Source organism: Paraburkholderia fungorum (genome assembly GCF_900099835.1).
Taxonomy (GTDB): domain Bacteria; phylum Pseudomonadota; class Gammaproteobacteria; order Burkholderiales; family Burkholderiaceae; genus Paraburkholderia; species Paraburkholderia fungorum_A.
The window spans coordinates 1,151,709-1,177,864 of sequence record NZ_FNKP01000001.1; the positions used below are offsets into that span (position 1 = coordinate 1,151,709).

At 63.4% G+C, this 26,156-nt stretch carries 18 protein-coding genes; 10 read left to right on the top strand and 8 right to left on the bottom strand.

What is annotated here, in order from left to right; translation table 11 throughout:
- Positions 1 to 21: 21 nt before the first annotated feature.
- A complete protein-coding gene (locus tag BLS41_RS05140; RefSeq protein ID WP_074763314.1) occupies positions 22 to 4,437 on the top strand; it encodes a translocation/assembly module TamB domain-containing protein in 4,416 nt (1,471 codons plus the stop codon).
- Positions 4,438 to 4,575: 138 nt separating this feature from the next.
- Here the strand turns inward: BLS41_RS05140 and metG are convergent, their stop codons facing one another.
- Both metG and BLS41_RS05150 read right to left on the bottom strand, forming a co-directional pair.
- Positions 4,576 to 6,714: a methionine--tRNA ligase gene (gene metG, locus BLS41_RS05145; protein WP_074763315.1), complete on the bottom strand. Its 2,139-nt coding sequence runs from the start codon at positions 6,712 to 6,714 to the stop codon at positions 4,576 to 4,578.
- A 400-nt stretch (positions 6,715 to 7,114) separates the two neighbouring features.
- Positions 7,115 to 7,768: a YiaD family glycine zipper/OmpA-like lipoprotein gene (locus tag BLS41_RS05150; RefSeq protein ID WP_074763316.1), complete on the bottom strand. Its 654-nt coding sequence runs from the start codon at positions 7,766 to 7,768 to the stop codon at positions 7,115 to 7,117.
- 338 nt (positions 7,769 to 8,106) lie between these two features.
- Here BLS41_RS05150 and apbC point away from each other — a divergent pair, with 338 nt between their 5' ends.
- The 5 genes from apbC to BLS41_RS05175 all read left to right on the top strand — a co-directional run bounded on the left by apbC (position 8,107) and on the right by BLS41_RS05175 (position 13,763).
- Positions 8,107 to 9,195, top strand: a complete 1,089-nt coding sequence (apbC, locus tag BLS41_RS05155) for an iron-sulfur cluster carrier protein ApbC (RefSeq protein ID WP_074763317.1) — start codon at positions 8,107 to 8,109, stop codon at positions 9,193 to 9,195.
- Between the two features lie 120 nt (positions 9,196 to 9,315).
- A complete protein-coding gene (locus tag BLS41_RS05160; protein WP_074763318.1) occupies positions 9,316 to 9,849 on the top strand; it encodes a superoxide dismutase family protein in 534 nt (177 codons plus the stop codon).
- 273 nt (positions 9,850 to 10,122) lie between these two features.
- Positions 10,123 to 10,692: a dCTP deaminase gene (gene dcd / locus BLS41_RS05165; protein WP_074763319.1), complete on the top strand. Its 570-nt coding sequence runs from the start codon at positions 10,123 to 10,125 to the stop codon at positions 10,690 to 10,692.
- A gap of 87 nt (positions 10,693 to 10,779) precedes the next feature.
- Positions 10,780 to 13,065 (top strand): arginine/lysine/ornithine decarboxylase, encoded by a 2,286-nt coding sequence (locus BLS41_RS05170; protein ID WP_074763320.1) that lies wholly within the window; start codon positions 10,780 to 10,782, stop codon positions 13,063 to 13,065.
- A gap of 2 nt (positions 13,066 to 13,067) precedes the next feature.
- Positions 13,068 to 13,763 (top strand): lysozyme inhibitor LprI family protein, encoded by a 696-nt coding sequence (locus BLS41_RS05175; protein ID WP_074766296.1) that lies wholly within the window; start codon positions 13,068 to 13,070, stop codon positions 13,761 to 13,763.
- A gap of 45 nt (positions 13,764 to 13,808) precedes the next feature.
- Here BLS41_RS05175 and BLS41_RS05180 read toward each other — a convergent pair whose 3' ends face one another.
- The 4 genes from BLS41_RS05180 to zwf all read right to left on the bottom strand — a co-directional run bounded on the left by BLS41_RS05180 (position 13,809) and on the right by zwf (position 19,201).
- The gene (locus tag BLS41_RS05180) at positions 13,809 to 14,735 is read right to left on the bottom strand and encodes a bestrophin family protein (RefSeq protein ID WP_074763321.1); all 927 of its coding nucleotides are present in this window, start codon (positions 14,733 to 14,735) and stop codon (positions 13,809 to 13,811) included.
- Between the two features lie 187 nt (positions 14,736 to 14,922).
- Positions 14,923 to 16,839, bottom strand: a complete 1,917-nt coding sequence (locus BLS41_RS05185) for a bifunctional transcriptional regulator/glucokinase (protein WP_074763322.1) — start codon at positions 16,837 to 16,839, stop codon at positions 14,923 to 14,925.
- The gene (pgl, locus tag BLS41_RS05190; protein WP_074763323.1) at positions 16,817 to 17,548 is read right to left on the bottom strand and encodes a 6-phosphogluconolactonase; all 732 of its coding nucleotides are present in this window, start codon (positions 17,546 to 17,548) and stop codon (positions 16,817 to 16,819) included. Before pgl ends, BLS41_RS05185 begins: the two co-directional genes overlap by 23 nt.
- Positions 17,549 to 17,737: 189 nt before the next feature.
- Positions 17,738 to 19,201, bottom strand: coding sequence for a glucose-6-phosphate dehydrogenase (gene zwf / locus BLS41_RS05195; RefSeq protein WP_074763324.1), 1,464 nt, complete (start codon positions 19,199 to 19,201; stop codon positions 17,738 to 17,740).
- Positions 19,202 to 19,776: 575 nt separating this feature from the next.
- On the opposite strand from zwf, the gene BLS41_RS05200 reads away from it, so the two are divergent.
- The 4 genes from BLS41_RS05200 (at position 19,777) to BLS41_RS05215 (ending at position 24,245) form a co-directional block, all read left to right on the top strand.
- On the top strand, positions 19,777 to 21,024 hold the full coding sequence (locus BLS41_RS05200; protein ID WP_074763325.1) for an ABC transporter substrate-binding protein: 1,248 nt from the start codon (positions 19,777 to 19,779) through the stop codon (positions 21,022 to 21,024).
- A gap of 211 nt (positions 21,025 to 21,235) precedes the next feature.
- Positions 21,236 to 22,174, top strand: coding sequence for a carbohydrate ABC transporter permease (locus tag BLS41_RS05205; protein WP_074763326.1), 939 nt, complete (start codon positions 21,236 to 21,238; stop codon positions 22,172 to 22,174).
- Positions 22,164 to 23,021: a carbohydrate ABC transporter permease gene (locus BLS41_RS05210; RefSeq protein ID WP_074763327.1), complete on the top strand. Its 858-nt coding sequence runs from the start codon at positions 22,164 to 22,166 to the stop codon at positions 23,019 to 23,021. Before BLS41_RS05205 ends, BLS41_RS05210 begins: the two co-directional genes overlap by 11 nt.
- A 108-nt stretch (positions 23,022 to 23,129) precedes the next feature.
- Positions 23,130 to 24,245, top strand: a complete 1,116-nt coding sequence (locus BLS41_RS05215) for an ABC transporter ATP-binding protein (protein ID WP_074763328.1) — start codon at positions 23,130 to 23,132, stop codon at positions 24,243 to 24,245.
- A gap of 118 nt (positions 24,246 to 24,363) precedes the next feature.
- Here the strand turns inward: BLS41_RS05215 and BLS41_RS05220 are convergent, their stop codons facing one another.
- Both BLS41_RS05220 and BLS41_RS05225 read right to left on the bottom strand, forming a co-directional pair.
- Positions 24,364 to 25,281 carry a LysR family transcriptional regulator gene (locus BLS41_RS05220; protein ID WP_074763329.1) on the bottom strand — a complete coding sequence of 306 codons (918 nt, stop codon included), beginning with the start codon at positions 25,279 to 25,281 and terminating at the stop codon, positions 24,364 to 24,366.
- Between the two features lie 109 nt (positions 25,282 to 25,390).
- Positions 25,391 to 26,050 carry a glutathione S-transferase family protein gene (locus BLS41_RS05225; RefSeq protein ID WP_074766298.1) on the bottom strand — a complete coding sequence of 220 codons (660 nt, stop codon included), beginning with the start codon at positions 26,048 to 26,050 and terminating at the stop codon, positions 25,391 to 25,393.
- Between the last annotated feature and the right edge of the window lie 106 nt (positions 26,051 to 26,156).

Consider the following 26,156-nt stretch of genomic DNA (forward strand, 5'->3'; position numbering starts at 1 on the left):
CAGCTTCCACCTCACCCACGCATGACTACGGACGTTTCCGATCAACCTTCCGCGCAGCCGGCCGGCGATCCGCCCTCGGGGCAGCCGCCGTCCGATACGCCGCCGCCCGGCGGCAAGCCTGGCCGCTGGCTGCTGAAGACGTTCGCGTGGACGGTCGTCGTGCTGGTGCTGCTGGTCGCGCTGGCCGTGGGGCTGCTGTATGGCGCGCTGACCACCGAGCGCGGCACCGCTTATGCGTGGCAGGCCGCAGTCAGACTGCTCGGCGGCAAGCTGGGCGGCACGCTCGAAGGCGGCACGCTCGCGACCGGCGTGCGCCTGCGCGACGTGCGCTGGCGCAGTCTCGACGGCAGCGGCACCGATATCCAGATCGACCGGGTGGCGGGGCGCTGGGCGCTCGCGCGCGATCCATGGCGTTTCACGGTCGACTATCTGCACGTCGGCACGGTCGATGCGCGAGTCGGCGCATCGTCGTCGAGCAGCAGCGAGCCGATGACCTTGCCGAAAGAGTTGCGCTTGCCGCTGCAACTCGACATCCGCGATGTTCGGCTCGACAGTCTGCTGCTGCATCAGGGCGCGTCGACCACCGAACTGTCGCATTTCGCGTTTCATGGACGCAGCGACGGGCGCCATCACGAAGCCGCCATCGAGCGGCTGGATACGCCGTTCGGCGCGGTGACGGCGTCGGCGAAACTCGACGGCGTGCAGCCGTTTCCGCTGACCGGCGAGGTCGCGTACTCAGGCAAGGTCAACAACGAGGCGGTGCAGGTCGGCGGCCATCTGAGCGGGTCGCTCGAGCAGCTGGTCGCCGAACTCGATGCGACCGGCATGAAGCTCGCGGGCCACGCACGGGTCGAGGCGACGCCGTTCGGCGCGGTGCCGCTGCAACGCGCCACGCTGACTTTCGATCACATCAATCCGCAGGCTTTCGCGCCAGGTGCGCCGCTGGCCGATCTGGCCGTGCGCGCGGAACTCGCGCCGGTTTCGCAAGACGGCGCGGACACGGTTGTGCTGGGGGCGAGTGGGGCGGTGGCGGCGAGTGCGGCTAGTGCAGCGGGCGCGGCAAGCGGCGTGGCTACGGCGACGCGCACGAGCACACCGGCGAGCACGGCAGTCGCCAGCACCGCAAGCACCGCAAGCGCTGACGCGGCAAGCACCACCCAACCCGTCGCAAAACACGGCGGAAAATCCGCGCATCCGAGCGCAGCGCCCTTCGCCGTCACAGGCCACATCTCGATCGTCAATTCCCGGCCGGGCGCCATCGACCAGAACCTGCTGCCGCTCATCAACGCCAACGCCGACGTGCGGCTCGACGCTCAGGCGCAGCGCATCTCGAACCTGAACGTGCGCCTCGTCAGAACCGCCACGGTCACCGGCAGCGGCGCACTGACCGGCCGGCGCGGGCAACTCGACCTGCGGGTCGCCGGACTCGACCTGAACGCGCTCCAGGCAACCGTGCGGCCCACGCAGCTTTCCGGTCCGATCGGCGTCCGTCTGAACGACGACATTCAAAGTCTCACGCTCGATCTCGCCGATCCGCGTGCCGCCTTGCGCCTGCAGGGCAAGGTGACCTTCGATCCCGCGCGAATCAGCTTCAACGACGTGCGCGTCACGTCCGGCAGCGGCCGTATCGACCTGTCCGGCGCACTGAAGCACGACGCGAATTCCACCTACAACCTGAAAGCGCAACTCACCAACTTCGATCCGCTGACACTCGCGTCGCAAATGCCGTCGCGCGCGCCGGCGACGGGGCCGGTGCCCGCCGTCAAGAGCGTCCAGCAACGGCGTAACGAGCGTGCCGCCGCGCAGGTGGGCAGCACGGCCGGCGCGAAAAGCGCGGCGCCGGGTGATCAGGCGGCCGCCGCCGTGAAAAACACCGCCAGGGCGGCCGTGCAGACCGAGGTGGTTCAACGCAAAACGCCGCCGCCCACGAACACCGCGAAACGTGGCGCGGCCATCGCGCGCAAGATCGAAGCGCGGGTGAACGGCACGCTGTCCGCGGCGGGCATGCTCGGGCCGGTGTTCACCACCAAGGCCGAATTCAAGCTCGGCCCAAGTTCCTACGACAACCTGCCGTTGACCGGTGGCGGCACGATCCAGCTGGCCGGCACGCGCATTCTGCCGAGCCGCGCGAACCTGTCGGTGGCGGGCAATCAGGTCGATCTGCAAGGCAGCTTTGGCGCGGCGGGCGACCGGCTGCGGTTCCGCGTCGACGCTCCGCAGCTCGAACGGCTCGGCTTCGGCCTCGCGGGCCTGGTCGACGCCGACGGCGACGTTACCGGCTCGTTCGCGCATCCGAACGTCACGCTGAATTACAAGGCGGATAGCGTGGTGTTCGGCAGCAATCGCGTCGGCCATGCGGAAGGCCGCGCCGAATTGCGCGACGGCGCAAACGGCGCGCTCGCCTTCACCACCGACGCGAAGAACGTCAGCGCGGGCGGCGTCGATCTGACCACGCTCACGGCCAAGCTGGCGGGCACGCGCGCGAACCACACGTTCGAGGCCGCAGCGACTGGCAAGCTACAGGACCGGCCGCTTGATCTGTCGGTGGCGGCGAACGGCAAGCTGACCGAAGCGCGCGACGGCACGCGTTGGGACGGCACCGTCACGCATCTGCAGAACAAGGGTTTGCCGACGGTGAATCTCGACACGCCGTTGACCGTGAGCGCGGCGCCGAACAGGCTCACGCTCGGCCCCACGCGCCTGACGCTCGAAGGCGCGGTGCTGGCGCTGAAATCGTTCGCGTTCGACCACGGCAAGATCCAGTCGGCTGGCAATCTGACCGGCGTGTCGGTTGCGCGTCTGCAGGAGTTGCGGCACGAGATCACCGGCGAGGCGCCGGTGGTCAAAACCGACCTCGTGTTCGACGGCGACTGGGACTTTTCGCTCGGCGCGACCGCCAGCGGCCACATCCAGTTGAAGCGGCGCGAGGGCGACGTGACGGTCGAAATTGGCCGGGGCCTCGCGTCGATGGGCATTTCCGACATGACCGCGCGCGCCGAATTCAGCGGCGGCAACCGGCTCAATGCCACGCTGCATGCGCAGGCCAGCCGGATCGGCGTGATCGATGCCGACGCCCATACCACGCTGATCTCGCGCGACGGCCTGCTGACCTTCAACGAAGAGGGCGCGTTGTCGGGCAATGTGAACGCCAATGTGCCGTCGCTGAAAACGACCGGTGGCCTGTTCGGCCCGAGCTATCTGCTGGACGGACACCTCGCACTTAAGCTCGCGCTCGGCGGCACGGTCGCCAAGCCGAGCCTGACGGGCGCGCTGACCGGCGACGGCCTGTCGGCAACGATGGTCGACCAGGGCGTGCAGCTGAAAGATGGCGTCGTGCGGATCGCGCTGTCGCAGAATCTGGTGGACTTCCAGCAAGTCGAGTTTCATGGCGCGAGCGGCACGCTGCGCGCCACCGGCCGCGTGCGTCTGGACGGCGCGGAGCCGGACCTGACCGCGAGCATCGTCGCAGACAAGCTCGAACTGTTCGCCGCGCCCGACCGCAATCTGTCGCTGACGGGCAGCGCGAGCGTATCAAACGGCGGGGCGGAGCGCGGCATGGCGATCAACGGCAAATTCGTCGTCGATCACGCGTTGTTCGATCTGCCGGAGCAGGCCGCGCCCAGTCTCGGCGACGACGTCGTGATCATTCGCCCGGATGGCACCCGTTCGGGCGGCCGGCCACGGCCGGTGGCGGGCAGCAATCAGCCGGTCGGGGCATTCGCGCCGCGCGCCAACATCGACATCAGTCTCGGCGACAATTTCCGTTTCCGCGGACAAGGCGCCGACCTCGGGCTGACCGGCACGATCACCGCGATGAGCGCGCCGAACCTGCCGCTGCGCGCGGTCGGCAACGTGCGCGTCACGCAGGGTTCGACCTACACGGCGTTCGGCCGCAAGCTGGCTATCGAGAACGGCTTCTTCACGTTCAACGGGCCGGTGGCGAATCCGGGCATCAACATTCTGGCGATGCGCCGCAACCAGCAGGTCGAAGCCGGAGTTCAGGTGACGGGCACGGTGCAGTTGCCGGTGGCGCGGCTGGTGTCGGAGCCGAACGTGCCGGATAACGAAAAGCTTTCGTGGCTGCTGTTCGGGCACGGCACGGATCAGGGTAATAACCTCGGTCAGCAGAGCACGATGACGACGGCGCTCGCGCTGCTCGGCAGTGCGACCGGCAAGCGGATCGCACAGACGGTCGGGCTCGACGAGTTTTCGGTCGGCCGAAGCGAGGTCGGGTTGACCGATCCGCAGGTGGTGATGGTGTCGAAGGCGATCAACGAGTGGCTCGTGATCGGTTACGAGCAGGGCCTGCAGTCGGCGAGCAATGCGATCAAGGCGACCATCAATCTGACGCGGTACTGGTCGGTCGTGGCTTACGGCGGCACGTTCTATGGAGCGGACGTACTGTACACGCGGCGTTTCGACCGGATCAGATGGTGATGGGCGCGGCTAGTCTGCTAACCGTATAGGAATAAAAAAACGGCACGCTTTGAAAGCGTGCCGTTTTTCTTGTGTGGTTTGAACCAGAAGTGCCCGAAGCAGAATCCGCCTCGGACACCGCCAGCGCAAGCGCGAGCGTTACTTCACGCGCATGCCCGGCTTCGCGCCGCTATCCGGCTCGAGCACGTACAGACCCGGTTCGGCTTTCTCGTCGGTAGCCGATGCCGCCAGCACCATGCCTTCGGACATGCCGAACTTCATCTTGCGCGGTGCGAGGTTCGCAACCATCACCGTGAGCTTGCCGATCAACTGCTCCGGCTGATAAGCCGACTTGATGCCCGAGAACACGTTGCGCGTTTTCTCTTCGCCCACGTCGAGCGTGAGTTGCAGCAGCTTGTCCGAGCCTTCCACGGCCTTGCAGTCGACGATCTTCGCGATGCGCAGATCGACCTTCGCGAAGTCGTCGATCGAGATCACGCCAGGGGTTTCGTCCTTATCTGCGGCGGCGGCTTTTGCAGCGGCCTTCGACTTGCCCTTCGCGTCGGCTGGAGCCGCCGCGTCCGGCGTGGCTTGCAGCGAGTCGCGATTGGCCGCCAGCAGTGCTTCGATCTGCTTCGGATCGACGCGCGTCATCAGATGCTTGTACGCATTGATCGGGCGAGCCGAACTCAACGGCTCATTGACGTCGGCCCACACCAGCGGCTCGATGCCGAGGAACGCTTCGACGGCTTCGGCGACCTTCGGCAGCACCGGCTTCAGCGCCAGCGACAGCAAGCGGAACGCCTCGACGCTCACGCTGCAGGTTTCATGCAGCGCGACGGCATTCGCCGGGTCTTTTGCCTGATCCCACGGTTTTGCCGTGTCGACGTAGGCGTTGACCGCGTCGGCGAGATCCATGGTCTGACGCAACGCGCGGTTGTACTCGCGCGCTTCGTAATTCGCGGCAATTTGCGGAATCGCGGCGCGCAACGTAGCGAGCAGCGGATGCTGCATCGCGCTGTCCTGCACACGGCCTTCGAAACGCTTGATCAGGAAACCGGCGGCGCGGCTCGCGATGTTCACGTATTTGCCGACCAGATCGCTGTTCACACGCGCCTGGAAGTCGTCGAGGTTCAGGTCGAGGTCTTCCATCGTGCTGTTCAGCTTGGCCGCGAAGTAGTAGCGCAGCCATTCCGGGTTCAGGCCTGTCTCGATCACGCTTTGCGCGGTGATGAAGGTGCCGCGCGACTTCGACATCTTCGCGCCGTCGACGGTCAGGAAGCCGTGCGCGAACACATTGGTCGGCGTGCGATGACCCGAGAATTCGAGCATGGCCGGCCAGAACAGCGTGTGGAAATACAGAATGTCCTTGCCGATGAAGTGATATTGCTCGGCCGTCGACCCCTTGCGGACCCACGCGTCGAAATCGAGACCGCGCTTTTCGGCAAGGTTCTTGAAGCTCGCGTAGTAGCCGACCGGCGCGTCGAGCCACACGTAGAAATACTTGCCGGGCGCGCCGGGAATTTCGAAGCCGAAGTACGGCGCGTCGCGCGAGATGTCCCAGTCGGCGAGCTTGGCTTCGCCGGCGTCGCCGAGCCATTCGCGCATCTTGTTGGTGGCTTCGGGTTGCGCAAGGCCGCCAACCCACGCGCGCAGGAAATTCTCGCAGCGCGGATCGGACAGGCGGAAGAAGTAGTGCGTCGAGGTCTTGCGAACCGGCGTGGCGCCCGAGACGACCGAGTACGGATTGACCAGATCGGTCGGCAGATAAGTCGAGCCGCACACTTCGCAGCTGTCGCCGTATTGATCTTTCGCGCCGCATTTCGGGCATTGACCCTTGATGAAGCGGTCCGGCAGGAACATTTCCTTGACCGGGTCATACGCCTGTTCGATATCGCGCGCCTCGATCAGACCCGCTTCCTTCAGCGCCAGATAGACGTTTTCGCTGAGAACGCGGTTCTCGTCGGAATCGGTCGAATAATAATTGTCGAACGAAATGCCGAAGCTATCGAAGTCGCGCTTGTGTTCCTGCCACACGCGGTCGATCAGCTGTTTCGGCGTCAGACCTTCCTTTTCCGCGCGCAGCATGATCGGCGTGCCGTGCGTGTCGTCGGCGCCCACGTAGTAGACCTCGTGTCCGTGCATTCGCAACGTCCGGACCCAGATGTCCGTCTGGATATATTCGACCAGATGGCCAATATGGATTTGCCCGTTCGCATACGGAAGGGCCGACGTGACGAGAACCTGGCGACGGCCTGACGGCGCGCCTGCGGAGAGATCGGTTGCGGGTGCTGACATAAGGATGGTGGGAGCCTGCGGTGGGACGAAACATTGATTCTAGCAGGGCGGGCACGTCGCGCGGGTCGGGCGGCGTGGGGCGCAGCCGGGCTATGGCGAATGGGGAGGGCGTACAGCGGGACGTACAGCAGGGCGTGTGGCAAAGGCACACAAACCGAGCGCCCAAAAAAAACCGGGGTTATTAACCCCGGAGCAACAACGACAAGAGGAGAATGGTGACGCGGCGGCTTCGCCAGCCACGTACCGTAAAGACAGACCGCAGATTTTCGGCAGAGTTCGAAATTTTTTCGTCGTCGTGCGAGATTTTCTTTCTGCAGCTTTTTACGCAGCCTCTACGTTTAGCCGCGCGCCGGACGGAACAACCCGGCGCGCGGCTGCATCATTCCCGAAAGTCCTGTGTTTATTGCGTGCTGTGCTGAGCCGTTGCGCGCAGATAGATTTCCACGCGACGGTTGGCCGCACGGCCGGCTTCGGTGTTGTTGTCGGCGATCGGCTGGTTCTGGCCCATGCCTTGTGCCGACAGGCGTTGCGGCGCGACGCCGCGTTGCCCCAGGTAACCCGTCACGCTTTCCGCGCGATTGACGGACAGAGTCTGGTTATACGCCGGCGAGCCCGTGCTGTCGGTATGGCCGACCACTTGCGCGATCACTTCCGGGTTCTGCTGCAGCGTTTGCACCAGTTGATCCAGCACCGGCGCGAACGACGGCTTGATTGCGTAGCTGCTGGTGTCGAACGTGACTGAGCTCGGGATGTTCAGCTTGAGCGAGCCGTCCGGCTGCTCCGTGATCTGCGTGCCGGTGCCCTTGGTGGCGCCCGACAGGCGGTTGTGAATGTTCTGCCAGTTGTAGCCGGTGATGCCGCCCACCGCCGCGCCGACGCCCGCGCCGATCGCCGCGCCCTTGCCGCCGCCGAAGATTGCGCCCAGCGCCGCGCCCGTACCGGCGCCCACGCCCGTGCCGACCGCCGTGTTCGTACCCTGTTGGGTCGCGCAGCCTGCCAGCAGCGAGCCGGCAACTGCGAAAATAGCCAGGCGAGTCATGATTTTTGCATTCATTTTCGGTTCCTCTTGAGTGACGCGAATAAAGCAGCGGTAGCGATCAATTTATCTGGTGAACATGACGGTAGTAAAGCCGCGTTGCCCACATGGCGGGAAAACTGCACCGTCTTCAATTCCGGTCCGACAGTCGAGAAGGGTCTTCCGGCACCGCCCGACGCCTGATACTACAATAACGGGTGAAGTGCCTCGCGATGCGACCCCATGGCTTTCCGCCTGCCCGAAGGGTGCTACGCGAGCCGTGTTTCCGCAATGCTGTCTAACAATTTCTTTCAAATTCCGGCGCGTGGCCGGGACTTCGATTCCGCCGCGCCGCACGTGTTCCCCACGGAGTGTCAATGAGTATCGATCGGGCTTTGGTCGACGCTGCCCTCGCGGCCGTCGCCGACCCCAACACCGGCTCGCCGTACGCGGCCGCCAAAAACATCCGGAACGTAGCCGTGGAGGGCGACACCGTCAGCCTCCAGATCGTGCTCGGCTATCCGGCCAAACGCCAGTTCGAAGCGATCCGCACGCAGTTCGCCGACGCGTTGCGCGCCGTGCCGGGCGTCGCGAAAGCGCGCATCGACGTGTCCACGCAGATCGCCGCCCATACCGTTCAGCGCGGAGTGAAACTCTTGCCGAACGTGAAAAACATCGTCGCCGTGGCATCCGGCAAGGGCGGTGTCGGCAAGAGCACGACCGCGGTGAATCTGGCGCTCGCGCTGGCGAGCGAAGGCGCGTCGGTCGGCATTCTCGACGCGGACATTTACGGCCCGTCGCTGCCAATGATGCTCGGCATCGAAGGCCGTCCCGAATCGCCCGACGACAAGTCGATGAACCCGATGACCGGCCACGGCGTGCAGGCCAATTCGATTGGCTTCCTGATCGAGCAGGACAACCCGATGGTGTGGCGCGGCCCGATGGCGACCTCGGCATTGGAGCAACTGCTTCGGCAGACCAACTGGCACGACCTCGACTATCTGATCGTCGACATGCCGCCGGGCACCGGCGACATTCAGCTGACCTTGTCGCAGCGCGTGCCGGTCACGGGCGCGGTGATCGTCACGACGCCGCAGGACATCGCGCTGCTCGACGCGAAGAAGGGCCTCAAGATGTTCGAGAAAGTCGGCATTCCGATCCTCGGCATCGTCGAGAACATGGGCATGCATATCTGCTCGAACTGCGGCCACGAAGAGCACATTTTCGGCGCGGGCGGCGGCGAGCGGATGGGTAAGGAGTACGGCGTCGACGTGCTCGGCAGCCTGCCGCTCGACATCGCTATCCGCGAGCAGGCCGACTCGGGTACGCCCACGGTCGTTGCTGATCCGGATGGCCGTATCGCGGAGATCTACCGGTCGATCGCGCGCAAGGTGGCGATCCATATTGCAGAACGCTCGCGCGACATGACATCGAAGTTTCCGAACATCGTTGTGCAGAACACCTGATCCGTCGTTCGGACAAGGGGCCAAGGCGTCTTTTTGCGCCTGGTCTCGCGGTATCATGTCGACTTCAAAGGTTCGGTCCGGCGGCCGCAGGGGCGGCCGCCAGGCCGGCAAGAGGATCGCATGGGAAAACGAATCGACGGGCAGGCAGTGCATGCGTTCATTGTTCTGGCTGTCAGCTGTGTGCTGCTCTCAGGCTGCAGCACATTCCTGAGACCACAGGAAAAGCGCGCTGACGCGCAATTGCTGCCCACCGTGGGCAATCAGGCGCGCGGCCTCGTGACGTTTATCGAGCGCTCGGACGGCGTGCAGGTTACCTACAATCTCGGGGGCTTGCCGCCCAACAGCGATCACGCGTTGCAGGTTCACGAGCGCGGCGACTGCAATGCCGCCGACGGCTCCAGCACGGGCCAGGTGTTCTCGCCGGCCGCCGAGCGTCTGAAGGCGGGCGCGCGGGTCGAGGGGGACCTCGGCAACATTCACGCAGACGACAACGGCGTGGCAACCGGCTTCATCGTCGCGCCGGACGTTTCGCTCGACGGTATTCGCTCGGTCTTGCAGCGCGCCGTCGTGCTGCATCGCGACGCAACCGACCCGTATGCGTATCCGCAACTCGGCGCAGGTCCCGCGATTGCGTGCGGCATGATTCGTCAATAAGCGCTGGCCAGCGGCAAGTCCAGTATGAACGGCGAGTTCTGAAGGGGGCACAGCGCCCATCTGACATTGCCCGCAGCACCATTCCCATGATCGCGTAAAATAAGCGCCTTTCATCCGGATGCCTGCCGGTCAATCCGGCCGCAGACGCCGGCGCACCGGCCTGACGCCGCAGCGCAACCGCCAGGGCGCGCTTCGAAAGTCGCCCGGGCTTCCGGGTTGTTATCCGCGGTTATCCGTCACACATCTGTCATTCAAGTCGAGCAGCGTTCACCTATGACCATCAAATCCGACAAGTGGATCCGGCGCATGGCCGAGTCGCACAAGATGATCGAGCCGTTTGCGCCCGATCAGGTCCGCGTTTCCGAAGACGGCCGGAAGATTGTCAGCTATGGCACGTCGAGCTACGGCTACGACATTCGCTGCGCCGACGAATTCAAGATCTTCACCAACATCAACTCGACCATCGTCGATCCGAAGAACTTTGACGAGAAGTCGTTTGTCGACTTCAAGGGCGATGTCTGCATCATCCCGCCGAATTCGTTCGCGCTGGCCCGCACCGTCGAATACTTCCGCATTCCGCGCACGGTGCTGACCGTGTGTCTGGGCAAGTCCACGTACGCGCGTTGCGGGATCATCGTCAACGTGACGCCGTTCGAGCCGGAATGGGAAGGTCACGTCACGCTCGAATTCTCGAATACGACACCTTTGCCTGCGAAAATCTACGCGAACGAAGGCGTCGCGCAGGTGCTGTTTTTCGAAAGCGACGAAATTTGTGAGACGTCGTACGCGGATCGCGGCGGCAAATATCAAGGCCAGCACGGCGTCACGTTGCCCAGGACGTGACGTCCGCAGCGTACTGACCCACCAGCTACACCGGGTGACCGCTGCAATTTACAGAATGCAGCGGTCGTTCTTTTTGGAGAATCGCCCATGAAGTTTCGTTTTCCCGTCGTCATCATCGACGAAGATTTCCGCTCCGAGAATATCTCGGGTTCCGGCATCCGGGCTTTGGCCGAAGCTATCGAGAAAGAAGGCGCGGAAGTGCTCGGGTTGACGAGCTACGGCGACCTGGCCTCGTTCGCGCAGCAGTCGAGCCGGGCATCGTGCTTTATCCTGTCGATCGACGACGACGAACTGCTGCCGTACGTCGATAACGTGGTGGTGGAAGGCGAGACGCCCGAACTGGCCGCCGCGATCATCGCGTTGCGCGCGTTCGTGGCCGAAGTGCGCCGCCGCAACGCCGACATTCCGATCTTCCTGTACGGCGAAACGCGCACGTCGCGCCATCTGCCGAACGACATCCTGCGCGAACTGCATGGTTTCATCCACATGTTCGAGGACACGCCGGAGTTCGTCGCGCGCCACATCATCCGCGAGACCAAGGTGTATCTGGATTCGCTCGCGCCGCCGTTCTTCAAGGAACTGGTGCAGTACGCGGACGAAGGTTCGTACTCGTGGCACTGCCCGGGTCACTCGGGCGGCGTCGCGTTCCTGAAGAGCCCGCTCGGCCAGATGTTCCACCAGTTCTTCGGCGAGAACATGCTGCGCGCCGACGTCTGCAATGCCGTCGACGAACTCGGCCAACTGCTTGACCACACGGGTCCGGTCGCCGCTTCCGAGCGCAACGCCGCGCGCATTTTCAGCGCCGACCACGTGTTCTTCGTCACCAACGGCACGTCCACGTCGAACAAGATCGTCTGGCACGGCACGGTTGCGCCGGGCGACATCGTGCTGGTGGACCGCAACTGCCACAAGTCGATCCTGCACGCGATCACGATGACCGGCGCGATTCCGGTGTTCCTCACGCCGACGCGCAACAACTTCGGCATCATCGGCCCGATTCCGCGCAGCGAATTCGAGCCGGAAAACATCAAGAAGAAGATTCTCGCGAACCCGTTCGCACGCGAAGCGCTGGCGAAGAATCCGGACCTGAAGCCGCGCATTCTGACGATCACGCAAAGCACGTACGACGGCGTGATCTACAACGTCGAAATGATCAAGGAGATGTTGGGCGACTGGCTCGACACGCTGCACTTCGACGAAGCGTGGCTGCCGCACGCCGAATTCCACGAGTTCTATCAGGACATGCACGCGATTGGCGCGGGCCGTCCGCGGATCGGCGCGCTGGTGTTCGCGACGCACTCCACACACAAGCTGCTGGCCGGCATCTCGCAGGCATCGCAGATCGTCGTGCAGGATTCGAAGAACAGCCGCTTCGACAAGCACCGCTTCAATGAAGCGTACCTGATGCACACGTCCACCAGCCCGCAGTACGCGATCATCGCGTCGTGCGACGTGGCCGCGGCGATGATGGAGTCGCCGGGAGGCCCGGCGCTGGTCGAGGAGTCGATTGCCGAGGCGCTCGATTTCCGCCGGGCGATGAGCAAGGTCGACGCCGAATACGGCGACGAGTGGTTCTTCAAGGTGTGGGGTCCCGACACGTTCGCCGAGGAAGGTATCGGCTCGCGCGAAGACTGGATGCTGCGCCCGGACGACGCGTGGCACGGCTTCGGCTCGCTGGCCGAAGGCTTCAACATGCTCGACCCGATCAAGGCGACCATCGTCACGCCGGGTCTGGACATGGACGGCGGCTTCGGCGAGACCGGCATTCCGGCCGCGATCGTCACGAAGTACCTGGCCGAGCACGGCATCATCGTCGAGAAGACGGGGCTGTATTCGTTCTTCATCATGTTCACGATCGGCATCACGAAGGGTCGCTGGAACTCGATGGTGACCGAGTTGCAACAGTTCAAGGACGACTACGACAACAACCAGCCGCTGTGGCGCGTGTTGCCCGAGTTCGTCCAGCATCACCCGATGTACGAGCGCGTCGGCCTGCGCGATCTGTGTCAGCAGATCCACAGCGTCTATCGTGCCAACGACATCGCGCGTCTGACGACCGAGATGTACCTGTCGAGCATGGAACCGGCGATGAAGCCGTCCGATGCGTTCGCGAAGCTCGCGCACCGCGAGATCGACCGGGTGCCGATCGACGAACTCGAAGGCCGTGTCACGTCGATCCTGTTGACGCCGTATCCGCCGGGCATCCCGCTGCTGATTCCGGGCGAGCGCTTCAACAAGACTATCGTCAACTATCTGCGTTTCGCTCGCGAGTTCAACGAGCGCTTCCCGGGCTTCCATACGGATATCCACGGGCTGGTTGGCGAAACGATCAACGGGCGCATCGAATATTTCGTCGATTGCGTTCGCGGCTGACGATGCGGGCTGTGAAGTCCCTGTTGTGTGCGCTGACGGTCGTGTCGGCGGCGTGGATTGGCGGGGTGTCGGCGGCACATGCCGAAGTCGCCGCCGCCGATCCGATCGACGCGTCGATGCGCTCGTGTCTCGCGCGCAGCGACATGTCGACGACGACGGGGCAGGTGCAGTGCATGGACAACGCGCGGATCGGCTGGAAGGCCGCGCTGGACAGCGCGTGGCAGCAGCTTCAGACGAAGTTGCCGCCCGCGCGCCGCAAGTTGTGGGAAAAGAGCCAGGCAAGCTGGCTGGCTTCGCGCGACGCCGAGCAGCAGTTGCTAGCCGCCGTGTTCGTCACGACGCGCGGCTCGATGTATGTGCTGGCGGAAGCCGACATGCAGTTGCAGCCGGTGCGCGACCGCGCGCTCGCGCTGCGCACGGCGGTGGCTCAGGCGGGTAGTCCGCCGCCGCGCCGTCCGCGTGCGTGTAGTGCGGATGCGCACTGCGAGCACGCGATGTTCGATCTGAACCGTTATTACCGCCGCCTGCAGTCGAAGATGCCTGCGCATTCGCGTCCTGCACTGGTGCGGGCGCAGCGGGCGTGGACCGCGTATCTGAACGCGGCGACAGCGGTAATCGACGAACGCGGCCGGATCGACATCATCGGCGCGCGGGTGGCGACGCTCAAGCGTCTGTCGGAAACGGTCGGGAACGACTGAGCGCCGTTCCCGTTCCTGCCTGAATCCTCAAGCTCGAATTCGCAATCAATCGAGCTGATAATCCTCGGACCGTCGTCCTGGTACGGCCAGTGACGGCTCGCCGCGCAGATCGCGGGTGGCGTCTTCGATCATCGCGGACATCGTGTTCAGCGCGAGGTCGTTGTCGTCGGTGCCGAACGGCTCTTCGATCTGCGACGCGATCGCTTCGTGCGCCATGAACGTGTACGCGACAAATACCGCGAACACTGGCGTGAAAATGCCGATGCTGTCCACCAGCCCGAACGGCAGCGACGCGCAGAAGAAATACACGGTGCGGTGAATCATCACCGAATACGCGAACGGCAGCGGCGTCGACGCGATGCGCTCGCATCCGCCGATCACATCGGAAAGCCCGTTCAGATTGCGATCGATCGCATTCACCGCCATCGGCTCGAACGCACCGGCGCGCGCTTGCCGTTGCACCCATTCGCCGAGAAACAGCAGCAGCGTCGCAGGCTTGTAACGCGACGCCATCACGCGCTCGGTGAGCGCGGCGGGCACACGTGCGGCGAGGTCGTCGCGCGGATCACCGCGCCGGAGTTGATGCCGCAGTGCATGAGGCAACCCGCTCAGCGCGGCGAAAAACTCGTCGAGATCTTCTTTGGGAATTTGCCGCGACGGCAGCGTCAGTACCTGACGCGTCAGCGAGCGCGATTCGTTCAGCAGTTGACCCCACAGTTTGCGCGCTTCCCACCAGCGGTCGTAGCTGGCGTTATTGCGGAAGCCGAGAAAGACCGCGAGCGCGATGCCGATCAGCGAGAAGGGCGCGGTGGTGTTCAGGTTGAGCGAGATGGGCAGCAGATGATCGTGCGCGGCTACGGCGACGATCGAGATGCAGAAAATCAGGAAGAGCCGCGGGAGCAACTGCGGCAGGACCGAGCCCCGCCACGCGAGCAGCATGCGGAACCAATGGAGATGCGGACGGATGATCATTGGGTTGAGCGGCGAGTCGTAAGCGAGAGAGTGCTTATTATCGCTTTTTGTCCGCGCCGCGCGGATCGGCGCGTGCAGCCGCCAACCTTACGCGGCCTGTCGGAGCAGGCTCGCAAAACGACGAACGGCCCGCGCCGCACGCATCTCGTCGATGCAGCGGGCGCGGGCCGTTCAGTCGAACAGCCGCTTAGTCGCGCGCCGACGAAGCTGCGCCGTGGCTCAGCCAGTCGAGCACGGCTGTGGCGTCGTCATCGGCGCCTTCACGTGCTTTCGCGACGGTCTCGGCGACATCCGCGCTAGGTACCGCGCGACGAATCGCCACACCGACCGCGAGAATGTCGATCATCACCAGATGCAGGATGCGCGAGATCATCGACAACTGCGATTCGCGAATCTCGATGTGATCGGTTTCGAGCGCGACGGTGGCACGTTTGGCCAACGGCGTATTGCTCGACGTGATCGCGATCACCTTCGCGCCGGCCTGCATCGCGACATCGAGCACGCGCAGCAACTCGGGCGCGCGGCCCGACTTCGAGACCGCCACAATCACGTCGCCCTTACCGAGCAAGGCCGCCGACGCCGCCTGCATGTACAGGTCGCCATAGGCAATGGTCGGAATGCCGAAGCGGAAGAACTTGTAGTGCGCGTCCTGCGCGACGATGTTCGAATTGCCGAGGCCGTAGAACTCGATGCGCCGCGCGCCGTTCAACAGATCGATCGCGCGTTCGACATGCTCGAAGTTCAGGTGCTCGCGCAACTGCAGGATCGCCGACACGGTGTTGTCGAGCACCTTCGCGCCGAAGTCGGTCGCGGTGTCGCCGAGATGCACCTGGCTGTGGCTGACCGGAATCGTGCCCGTCAGACCCGTAGCGAGCTTCAGCTTGAAATCCGACAGGCCCTGGCAGCCGAGCGAACGGCAGAAGCGGATCACCGTCGGCTGACTCACGTCGGCCTTGCGCGCGATGTCGACGATCGGATCGTTGATGATCGAACGCGGATGATTCAGTGCGAGATCGGCGACGCGGCGCTCGGCTGGCGTCAGCGCATCGCGCATCTGACGAATGCGCTCGAATACCGCCGACGAACTGCCGCCCGCGCGATTCGACAACTGCTCGGCGAGAATCGCCGAGACGCCGAGGAACGCCGGATATTCAGCGGTAATCACGTAGGTCGGCACGTTCTGCAGATACGCCTCGAAGCGGCCTTTCGCCTCGAAGCGCTTGCGGAACGACGAACGCGCGAAGAACTCGCCGAGTCGCGGCACGACGCCGCCGCCGATGTAGATGCCGCCCAGCGCGCCGAGCGTCACCGCGATATTGCCCGCAAAGGTGCCGAGAATGCCGCAGAACACATCGACCGATTCGGCCGCCAGCGGCTCGCCTTCCAGCGCGCGCTTGACGATCTCGATCGTGTCGACGTTCGACGCCACGCGCTTCTTGTCGCGGCCCGCAAGCGCGCGATAGATCACTTCAATGCCGGGGCCCGCCGCCACACGTTCAAACGACACATGCGACCACTTCTTGCGCGCGTATTGCAGCACGATGTCTTCGCGTTCGTCGGCCGGCGCGAAGGTGGCGTGACCGCCTTCGCTGCCGAGCGCGATCCAGCGGTCGTCGGCGGGAATCAGGCCGGACACGCCCATGCCGGTGCCGGGGCCGAGCAGGCCGATCACGCTATTCGGACGACGTGCGCCGCCGCCCACCTGCACGCGCTGCGCGTCGGTGAGACCGGGCAGCGCCATTGCCAGCGCGGTGAAGTCGTTCACCACCAGCAGCGTGTCGAAACCGAGCGCGCGGCGCGTGGCTTCGATCGAAAAGCTCCAGTCGTGATTCGTCATGCTCACCTGATCGCCGTCGACCGGGTTCGCAATCGCAATCGCCGCGTGATTCACGCGGCCGATCTTGTTGTCCTTCAGATACTTCTTGATAACGTCGGCAACACCCGGATAGCTCGCGCACGGATAGACCTGCACCGAGCCGATTTCGCCCGGGCCGGTTTCCAGCGCGAAACGCGCGTTGGTGCCGCCGATGTCGGCCAGCAGCCTGGGTCCATCGGCGTGCTGGCCCGCGCCAGGCACTGCCTTAGTTTGCACACCAGTAGACATCGAGTCTCACTCCCTTGTCGTTTGCCAACTGCGAGATGGCATTTTTTTGTAGCGAAGCGGTGGCGGCGTTCAGCACGTCCATCTTTCGCGGTCCAGCGATCAGCAAAAACAGATGCTTCACTTCTTTCAATGCGGAGAGCGACCAGCTCACGCGCGCATGCGGCGCGGCGCCGGGATGCACGGCGACGAAGCGTTCGGTCGTCGTGATCGCGTGATCCCATTCGGGCGAGTCGGCGAAGATCGACGCCGTGTGGCCGTCTTCGCCCATGCCGAGAATCGCGACGTCCGGCACTGCGCCAAAACGCGGGTCGGCGTTCAGCGCGGCGACATGCGCGTTCAGATCCTGGGTGGTGTCGACCAGCGGCCAGTACACGGTATTCGCGGCCGCATTCTGCAACAGCGTGCCGTGCACGAGTTGCGAGTTGCTCGCGCTGTCCGTCTCCGGCACCCAGCGATCATCGACCAGCGTCACGGCAATGTGCGGCCAGTCGAAAGCTTGCGTGGATAACGTTTGCAGGAACGGACGCGGACTGCTGCCGCCGGACACTGCAAGCAGGGCCGGACGGACGGCAGCGGTGGTCGTGCCGGTAGTGGACGTGCCGGTAGCGGCCGCCTGAGCGGCGAGCGACGCATGTAACGCGTCGCCAACCGCCTTCGCCAGCGCGTCGGATTGGGCGCGTTGGTCGTCGAAAGCGTGAAGCTGGATCACTTCTCCTCCGTGCTGCTTTCTTGTTGGATCTGCGGAATCTGCCGGATTTCTTTCGCGCGATGCCCGCAGGGCGGGGTGCCTCGTGAGCGCTTGCGCGATACCGGCGCGATTCCGTTCAGTTCGTCGGTGGGTCTTGCTGACGCCGCGGCGGGTTCAACCGGTAGGTCGGGCCCGTTGCGGCGCCTTCAATCAATTCTCTTCTTCGAGCCAGCAGGTGCCGTGCTGCGCGAGCATCGCGCTGGCGGCCGCCGGCCCCCAGGTGCCCGAAGCGTAAGGCTTGGGCGCCTTGTTCGACGCCTTCCAGTCGTTCAGGATCGGCTCGACCCAGCGCCATGCCGCTTCCTGCTCGTCGCGGCGCACGAACAGCGCGAGGCGTCCGTTGATCACGTCGAGCAGCAGACGTTGATACGCCTCCATTTGCCCTTCGCGGAAGAACTGGTCGAACGCGAGATCGAGGTGGACGCTCGCGAGGTTCATGCCTTCGCCGGGCTGCTTCGCGAGGCAGTAGAGGCGAATGGTTTCATTCGGCTGCAAGCGGATCACGAGACGGTTCGCACCGGCGCGCAACGCGGAAGCGCCCAGCGCCGAATGCGGCACCGCACGAAAATTCACGACGATTTCGGCGACGCGATCGGCGAGGCGCTTGCCGGTGCGCAGGAAAAACGGCACGCCTGCCCAACGCCAGTTTTCGATCTCGACCTTCAACGCGACGAAGGTTTCAGTGGTGCTGTCCGGCTTCACGCCGGGCTCGGTCGCATACGCCGGAACCGGCGTGCCGCGAATGCCGCCCGCATGATACTGACCGCGCACCGCGACCTTGCCGATCTCGTTCGGATCGATCGGTTTCAGCGCGCGCAGCACGCGCAGCTTTTCGTCGCGGACCGAGTCCGAATCCATCGAGTGCGGCGGTTCCATCGCGACGATCGAAAGCAGTTGCAGCAAATGGTTCTGCACCATGTCGCGCAATGCGCCGGTGTTGTCGTAGAAGTCGCCGCGCGCTTCGACGCCGAGTTCTTCGGCAATCGTAATCTGGATGCTCTCGACCCATTCGCGACGCCACAACGGTTCGAACAGCGCATTGCCGAAGCGCAGCGCGAGCAGGTTCTGCACCGGCTCTTTACCGAGGTAGTGGTCGATCCGGTAGATCTGTTCTTCGGCGAAGATCTTGCCGACCGCATCGTTGATCGCATTCGACGATTTGAGGTCGTAACCGAGCGGCTTTTCCAGCACGATGCGCGCGTTTTCGTTCAGTCCGACCGACGCCAGCGCATGACAGATCGGCACGAACAGCGACGGACCCGTGGCCAGATAGAACACGCGGATGCCAGGCAAATCCTGAATGGCGTCGCGCAAATGCGTGAAGTCTTCGGGATTGCCGAGATCGATCTTCACGAACTCGATACGCGTGAGGAAACTCGCCCACGCCGCTTCATCCAGACCCTTCTTCGACACATGCGGTTTGACGTGTTCGTTCACCCACTGCAGGTATTCGTCGCGATTCGCTGCATGCCGCGCCACGGCGACGATCTTGCCGCTGTCGGCGAGCATGCCGCCTGCACGATGTGCTTCAAACAGTGCCGGCAGGATCTTGCGCATCGACAGATCGCCGGTTCCGCCGAAGAGAACGAAGGTGAAGCTTGAATCGGTTTGCATGAGTCTCCGTCGATGTCCTGGGGTCGCCGCGCTGAGCGCTTGATGTTCGCGCATGGTTCGCGCAATGTCCAAAAAGGCGACCGTAGTCCGATAAAATATTTTTTGACACTGAATTGTAGTTTAACTACAATCCAAATCAAGAGGTAGCGCTAATTCGATGAAAAAAGCGTGCGATGTTATGCAAGATGCGCGTTTTCCCGAATCGGCGAGCGTCCCTGCATGTTAACGGACATTATGTGTCGGCACGTGCCAGCATGCCCCCGGCGGCCCTTACGGAATGCCAGGGCATCGACCGGCCGGCAAGGGTGGTTGCCCGAATTGACGTGCAAGGCACCTCGAGTCTGCCGCGCCCAACGCGGGCAGGCAAAAATCAAAAGAGGAGACAAACAGTTGCATCCCGAACCACTCATCTCTTGAGCTTCTAGCGGCCGGACATCGGTCCGCCGGCACATGCCTCGCGCATGCGCCCGACCATGCTCGATCGCCCAGTGTTTTGCCTGTTTGAACCAACCACAGCACCCTGGCGACATCAGGGGCCATTTGTTTTTTGTTCAGGTGTCTGGAGGAGATAAGCAATGAAATTTCGCGCGATCATGGGCGCTTTGTGCGCCGCAGGTCTGATGTGTGGCGTCTCGGCTGTGCAAGCCGCCGAGTCGATCGAAGTGTTGCACTGGTGGACTTCGGGCGGCGAATCGAAAGCCGTCGGCGTCCTCAAGGACGACATGACGAAGCAGGGTTACACGTGGAAGGACTTCGCGGTTGCAGGTGGCGCGGGCGCGGCTGCCATGACGGCACTCAAGACGCAGGTCATCTCGGGCAATGCACCGAGCGCAGCGCAGATCAAGGGTCCGCTGATCCAGGACTGGGCTTCGCAAGGCGTGCTGGTGCCGATCGACGCAGCAGCAGGCGACTGGAAGAAGAACCTGCCGCCGGAAATCGACAAGATCATGCACGCAGACGGTCACTACGTTGCAGCACCGTTCTCGGTGCACCGCGTGAACTGGCTGTACATCAACAAGGCAGCGCTGGACAAGGCAGGCGGCAAGGCGCCGACCACGTGGCCTGAGTTCTTCGCCGTGGCCGACAAGATGAAGGCCGCCGGCATCCAGCCGATCGCGATGGGTGGTCAACCGTGGCAAGACCTGACGCTGTGGGAAGACGTCGTGCTGTCGCAAGGCGCGGGCTTCTACAAGAAGGCGCTGGTCGACCTCGACGAAAAGACGCTGACGTCGGATCAGATGGTTCAGGTGTTCGACACGGTCCGCAAGATCCAGGGTTACTTCGACACGGGCCGCACGGGCCGTGACTGGAACCTGGCTACCGCCATGGTCATCAACGGCAAGGCCGGTATGCAGTTCATGGGCGACTGGGCGAAGGGCGAATTCGCCAACGCCGGCAAGAAGTCGGGCTCGGACTACATCTGCGCTGCGGTTCCGGGCACGGAAAAGTCGTACACGTTCAACGTCGATTCGTTCGTGTTCTTCCAGCAGAAGGGTGCGAAGGCGGCCACGCCGGGTCAACTGGCGCTCGCGAAGACCATCATGACGCCGGAATTCCAGGAGCAGTTCAGCCTGAACAAGGGTTCGATCCCGGTTCGTCTGGGCGTGCCGATGGACAAGTTCGACGACTGCGCGAAGAAGTCGTACGCGGATGAACAGGTCGCGATCAAGTCGGGCGGCTATGTGCCTTCGCTGGCACACGGCATGGCTCAACCGGATGCAGCAGCCGGCGCAATCTCCGACGTGGTCACGAAGTTCATGAACTCGCAGGAAGATTCGAAGACGGCAGTTGCCGCTCTCGCGAAGGCAGCGAAGACCAAGTAAGTGAAGTAAGCGAAGCAGCGCGTCCGGCGGTTTCCCGAAAGGGAAGTGTCGGGCGCGTTCTTCAAGCCGCTGGTGCATTGGCCGTATCTGTGTGCTGGCTGTGCAGCAGCGGCTTCACCCCTGGTTTCATAGAGTCACATCCTTGCCGTCAAGGCATTGCGCCATTCGCGCGCGAGAGCCCCGGCGGTACAGTTTCAGCAGGAGTCGAGTAGTGACTGCTTCTATCAGCGGAAACGGGAAAACGGCCACCGTCACCCGCCGCACGTCGCCCATGGCGGCCCTTGCCGATCGCTGGATTCCGAAGCTGGTGCTCGCACCCAGCGTCGTGATCAGCCTGATCTTCGTGTATGGCTTTATCGCAATCACCGGTTATCTGTCGCTGTCCAATTCGCGACTGATGCCTCGCTACGAATTCGCCGGTCTCGACCGCTATCGGGAACTGTTCGACAACGACGTGTTCTGGACGTCCGCGGCGAATCTCGGCTGGTTCGGCATTCCGTTCATCGGTATCTGTATCGGCCTGGGCCTGTTCCTCGCCATCCTGCTCGATCAGCAGATCCGCAACGAAGGCGCTTTGCGCGCCGTGTTCCTTTACCCGATGGCGCTGTCGTTCATCGTCACGGGTACGGCGTGGCAGTGGATCATGACGCCGAGCGTCGGCCTCGAAAAGGTGTTCCACGACTGGGGCTGGACGAGCTTCTCGTTCGGCTGGCTCGGCGACCCGGACAAGGCGATTTTCTGCGTCGTGATTGCGGCCGTGTGGCAGTCAACCGGCTTCGTGATGGCGCTGTTCCTCGCGGGCCTGCGCGGTGTCGACGGCGAGATCTTCAAGGCGGCCCAGATGGACGGCGCGAATCTGCCCACCATCTACCGCAAGATTGTGATTCCGAGCATGCGCCCGGTGTTCTTCTCCGTGCTGCTGATTCTTTGCCACATCACCATCAAGACGTTCGACCTGGTTGTCGCGTTGACCGCGGGCGGTCCGGGTACGTCGTCGTCGCTGCCGGCTATTTTCATGTACACGTTTTCGTTCAATCGCGGGCAGCTCGGCGTCGGCGCGGCTTCGTCGATGATGATGCTCGCCACCGTTGTGGCCGTGCTCGTGCCGCTGATGTATCTGGAATCGAGGAGCACCCGCAATGCAGCCTAAGATGACGATCAGCCGTGCCGTCATTTACGCGGCCCTGTTCCTGTTCGCCCTGTATTTCCTGTTCCCACTTTACGTGATGCTGTCGACGTCGTTCAAGGACATCGACCAGCTGCGCACCGGCAACCTGCTCACGCCGCCGACCCACTGGACCTTCGACCCGTGGATCAAGGCATGGAGCGGCGCCTGTACGGGCGTGCGTTGCGACGGCATGCAGCCGTTCTTCATGAACTCGGTGCGGATGGTGATTCCCGCCGTGCTGATCTCGTCGATCGTCGGCGCGTTCAACGGTTATGTGCTCACGCACTGGCGTTTCCGTGGCGCGGACCCGATCTTCACGATGCTGCTGGTCGGCTGTTTCATTCCGTTCCAGGCCATCCTGCTGCCGATGGCGCGCTTCGAAGGTTTCCTCGGTCTGTCGAACACGACGTCCGGTCTCGTGCTGGTGCACGTGATCTACGGTATCGCGTTCACGACGATGTTCTTCCGCAACTTCTACGTCAGCATTCCGGCTGAACTCGTGAAGGCTGCGCGGATCGACGGTGCGGGTTTCTTCACGATTTTCACGAAGATCCTGCTGCCGGTATCGCTGCCGATTTTCATGGTGTGCCTGATCTGGCAATTCACGCAGATCTGGAATGACTTCCTGTTCGGGATTGTGTTCTCCGGCGTCGATTCGATGCCGATCACGGTGGCACTGAACAACCTCGTGAACACCTCGACCGGCGTGAAGGAATACAACGTGGACATGGCCGGCGCGATCATCGCCGCACTGCCGACCCTGCTGGTGTACATCATCGCCGGACGCTATTTCGTGCGCGGCCTGACAGCGGGCGCAGTCAAGGGCTAAAGCGCATTCGAGCCAAACCATCCGGGCGCGACGGCGCGTCACTGAACAGCGCCGCCGCCACCTAACAAGACGTTTTCAGGCAGTACCAGAGACAAGAGGATTCACAGCATGGCAAGCCTTTCCATCCGTGACGTGTACAAAACTTACCCGAACGGGGTGCCGGTTCTGAAGGGTGTCAATATCGACATCGAAGACGGCCAGTTCCTGATTCTGGTCGGCGGCTCGGGCTGCGGTAAGTCGACGCTGCTCAACATGATCGCCGGCCTCGAGACCGTGACCAAGGGCGAGATCCAGATCGACGGCAAGACGGTGAACAACCTGTCGCCGAAAGATCGCGATATCGCGATGGTGTTCCAGTCGTACGCGCTGTATCCGTCGATGACGGTGCGCGAGAACATCTCGTTTGGCCTGAACATCCGCAAGGTGCCGAAGCAGGAACAGGCGCAGATCGTCGACCGCGTGTCGAACACGTTGCAGATCACGCATCTGCTGGATCGCAAGCCGGGCCAGCTGTCCGGCGGTCAGCGTCAGCGCGTGGCAATGGGCCGTGCGCTCGCACGTGACCCGGTGATGTTCCTGTTCGACGAACCGCTGTCGAACCTCGACGCGAAGCTGCGTATCGAGATGCGTTCGGAAATCAAGCTGCTGCATCAGCGCCTCGGCACGACCATCGTCTACGTGACGCACGATCAGATCGAAGCGATGACGCTCGGTGACCGTATCGCGGTGATGAAAGACGGCGTCGTTCAGCAGTTCGGCCCGCCGCAGGAAATCTACGACTCGCCGTCGAATCTGTTCGTGGCGGGCTTCATCGGCGCGCCGCCGATGAACTTCATCCAGGGCAAGCTCGTCGAGCAGGGCTCGGGTGTCGGCATCGAACTGGACACGGGCGTGGCGCGCAAGGTGCTGAATCTGCCGTTCGAATCGTCGAAGGTGAAGTCGCATGTGGGCCGCGAAGTAATTCTCGGCCTGCGTCCGGAGCGGATTACCGACGCGCGCGGCGCACACGGCGACGACTCGAAGCTGCAACCGGTCGAAGTGAAGGTCGACGTGATCGAGCCGACCGGCCCGGACACGCTGGTGTTCGCGCAGGTCAACGGCAAGCGCGTGGTGAGCCGCGTGCACCCGGCTTCGAACCCGCAACCGCTGACGAACACGACGCTGCTGTTCGATACGTCGAAGGCGGTGCTGTTCGATCCGACGAACGAAGAGCGGATTGCGTAAGCGCTGAAGCATCGCATCGACGTTGAGTTCGATGCTTCATGAAAAAGCCCCATGCGTTTTGCGACGCGATGGGGCTTTTTTTATGGCGTGGCGCTGTGTGGCGTTGTGTGCCGCAGCTTCACGCGTCCGCGATTCGCAGATCTGGATTGTTGCGCGCCAGCTCGCTCACCCAGTCGATAAACGCGCGCAGCCGCGAACTCAGATTGCGGCGGTGCGCGTAGAGAATCGAAAGCGGCGTGCCGGGGCTCGTGTAGTTCGTGAGAATTTCGGTGAGCGCGCCTTGTTCGATCAGCTCGGCGACCATGAAGCGCGACGGCTGGATGATGCCGTGCCCGAGCGCGGCCGCGCCGATGTAGACCGAGCCGTCGTTCACCGCCAGCACGCTTTTCAGCGTGACTTTCGCGATCTCGCCGTCCACTTCGTATTCGAACGGGAAGGTCTTGCCGCTGCGCGCGGACACGTAGTTCACCGCGCGATGTTCGGCGAGTTCGTCGAGCGTGGTCGGCGTGCCGTATTTCTGCAGATACGCGGGCGACGCGCACGTGACGATCCGCGCCTGGCCGATGCGTCGCGCGACGAGGCTCGATTCCTCCGGCGTGCCCATGCGGATCACGCAGTCCACGCCGTCCTGAATCAGGTCGATGTTGCGATCCGCGAGACCGAGGCGTACGTCGATCTCCGGGTATTGGCGGTAGAAATCGTCGAGCGCGGGCAGCAGCAGCGCGCGGGCGAGCGTGCCGGACGTATCCACGCGGATCGTGCCGGCCGGGTTTTCGCGCTTGTTCGACAGCGACGATTCGGCGTCGGCGACTTCGGCGAGGATGCTCACGCAGCGCTCGTAGAACGCGGCGCCGTCTTCGGTGACGCTCACCTGGCGTGTCGAGCGATTCAGCAGACGTACGCCGACATGCTCTTCCAGCGCCTGAATCGTCCGGCTGACTTTGGCGCGCGGCAGGTCGAGCGATTCGGATACCTTGGTGAAGCTGTTCGCTTCGACCACACGCGTGAATATCTCCATCGCTTCGAAACGGTCCATGTTTTGCCTTAAGGGTGACGGGCGGAAGTGCCTTTCGACGTGAAGTTTATAGGGTGGAAAAATTGTTGTCGCGATGGGGTGCGCGTTCGGCGTTGCTTCGCGCGAATGCTCAGTCCCGGTCGGGTGCGCCGAGCGGAAACAGCGGGCGATACGGCCGCGCTTCATCGACTGCCCGCGCGAACGACGGCCTCGCCAGCAAGCGCTTGCGGTAAGAGCGCACGTGCGCGAATTGCTCGCCGATCGCATGCGTCCAGTCGGCGTAGAACAGAAACGGTCCGGCCCCGCAGTCGGCGAGGCTGAACGAATCGCCTGCGGCCCATTTGCGTGTTGCCATCACGTTGTCGAGCCAGCCGTACGCGGTATCGAGCATGGCGCGGGCGTCGGCCACCGCGCGCGGGTCGCGCTCGGCTTCGGGGCGCATGCTGTCGTAGACGATTTTTTGCTGCGGCGTCGAAATGTAGTTGTCGAAGAAACGGTCCATGCTGCGCACTTCGAGCGCGGTACGGGCGTCGGCGGGGATAAGTGCTACGGGGCCGGCGTGATACAGCCCGAGATATTCGATGATGATGCTCGCCTCGACCACCGTTCTGCTGCCGTCCAGCAGAACCGGGAAGCGCCTGATCGGCCAGAGTTCGGCGAATTCGGCCATGACTTGCGGGTCGTCGTGCGCGAGCAGGCGCAACTCGAACGGCGTGCCGTTTTCGTAGAGCGCGGTCAGGACCTTCTGGCAGTACGAGGAAAACGGGTGGGCATAGAGCTTCAGGGTCATCGCGATCACCTTTGACGGTTGCGGGCGCGTTGCGGCGCGGTGACGGCCCGGGAGGCCGTTCATGTCACGACGAATGAGCCTGCCCGGAATCGACAGTCAGCGGGTT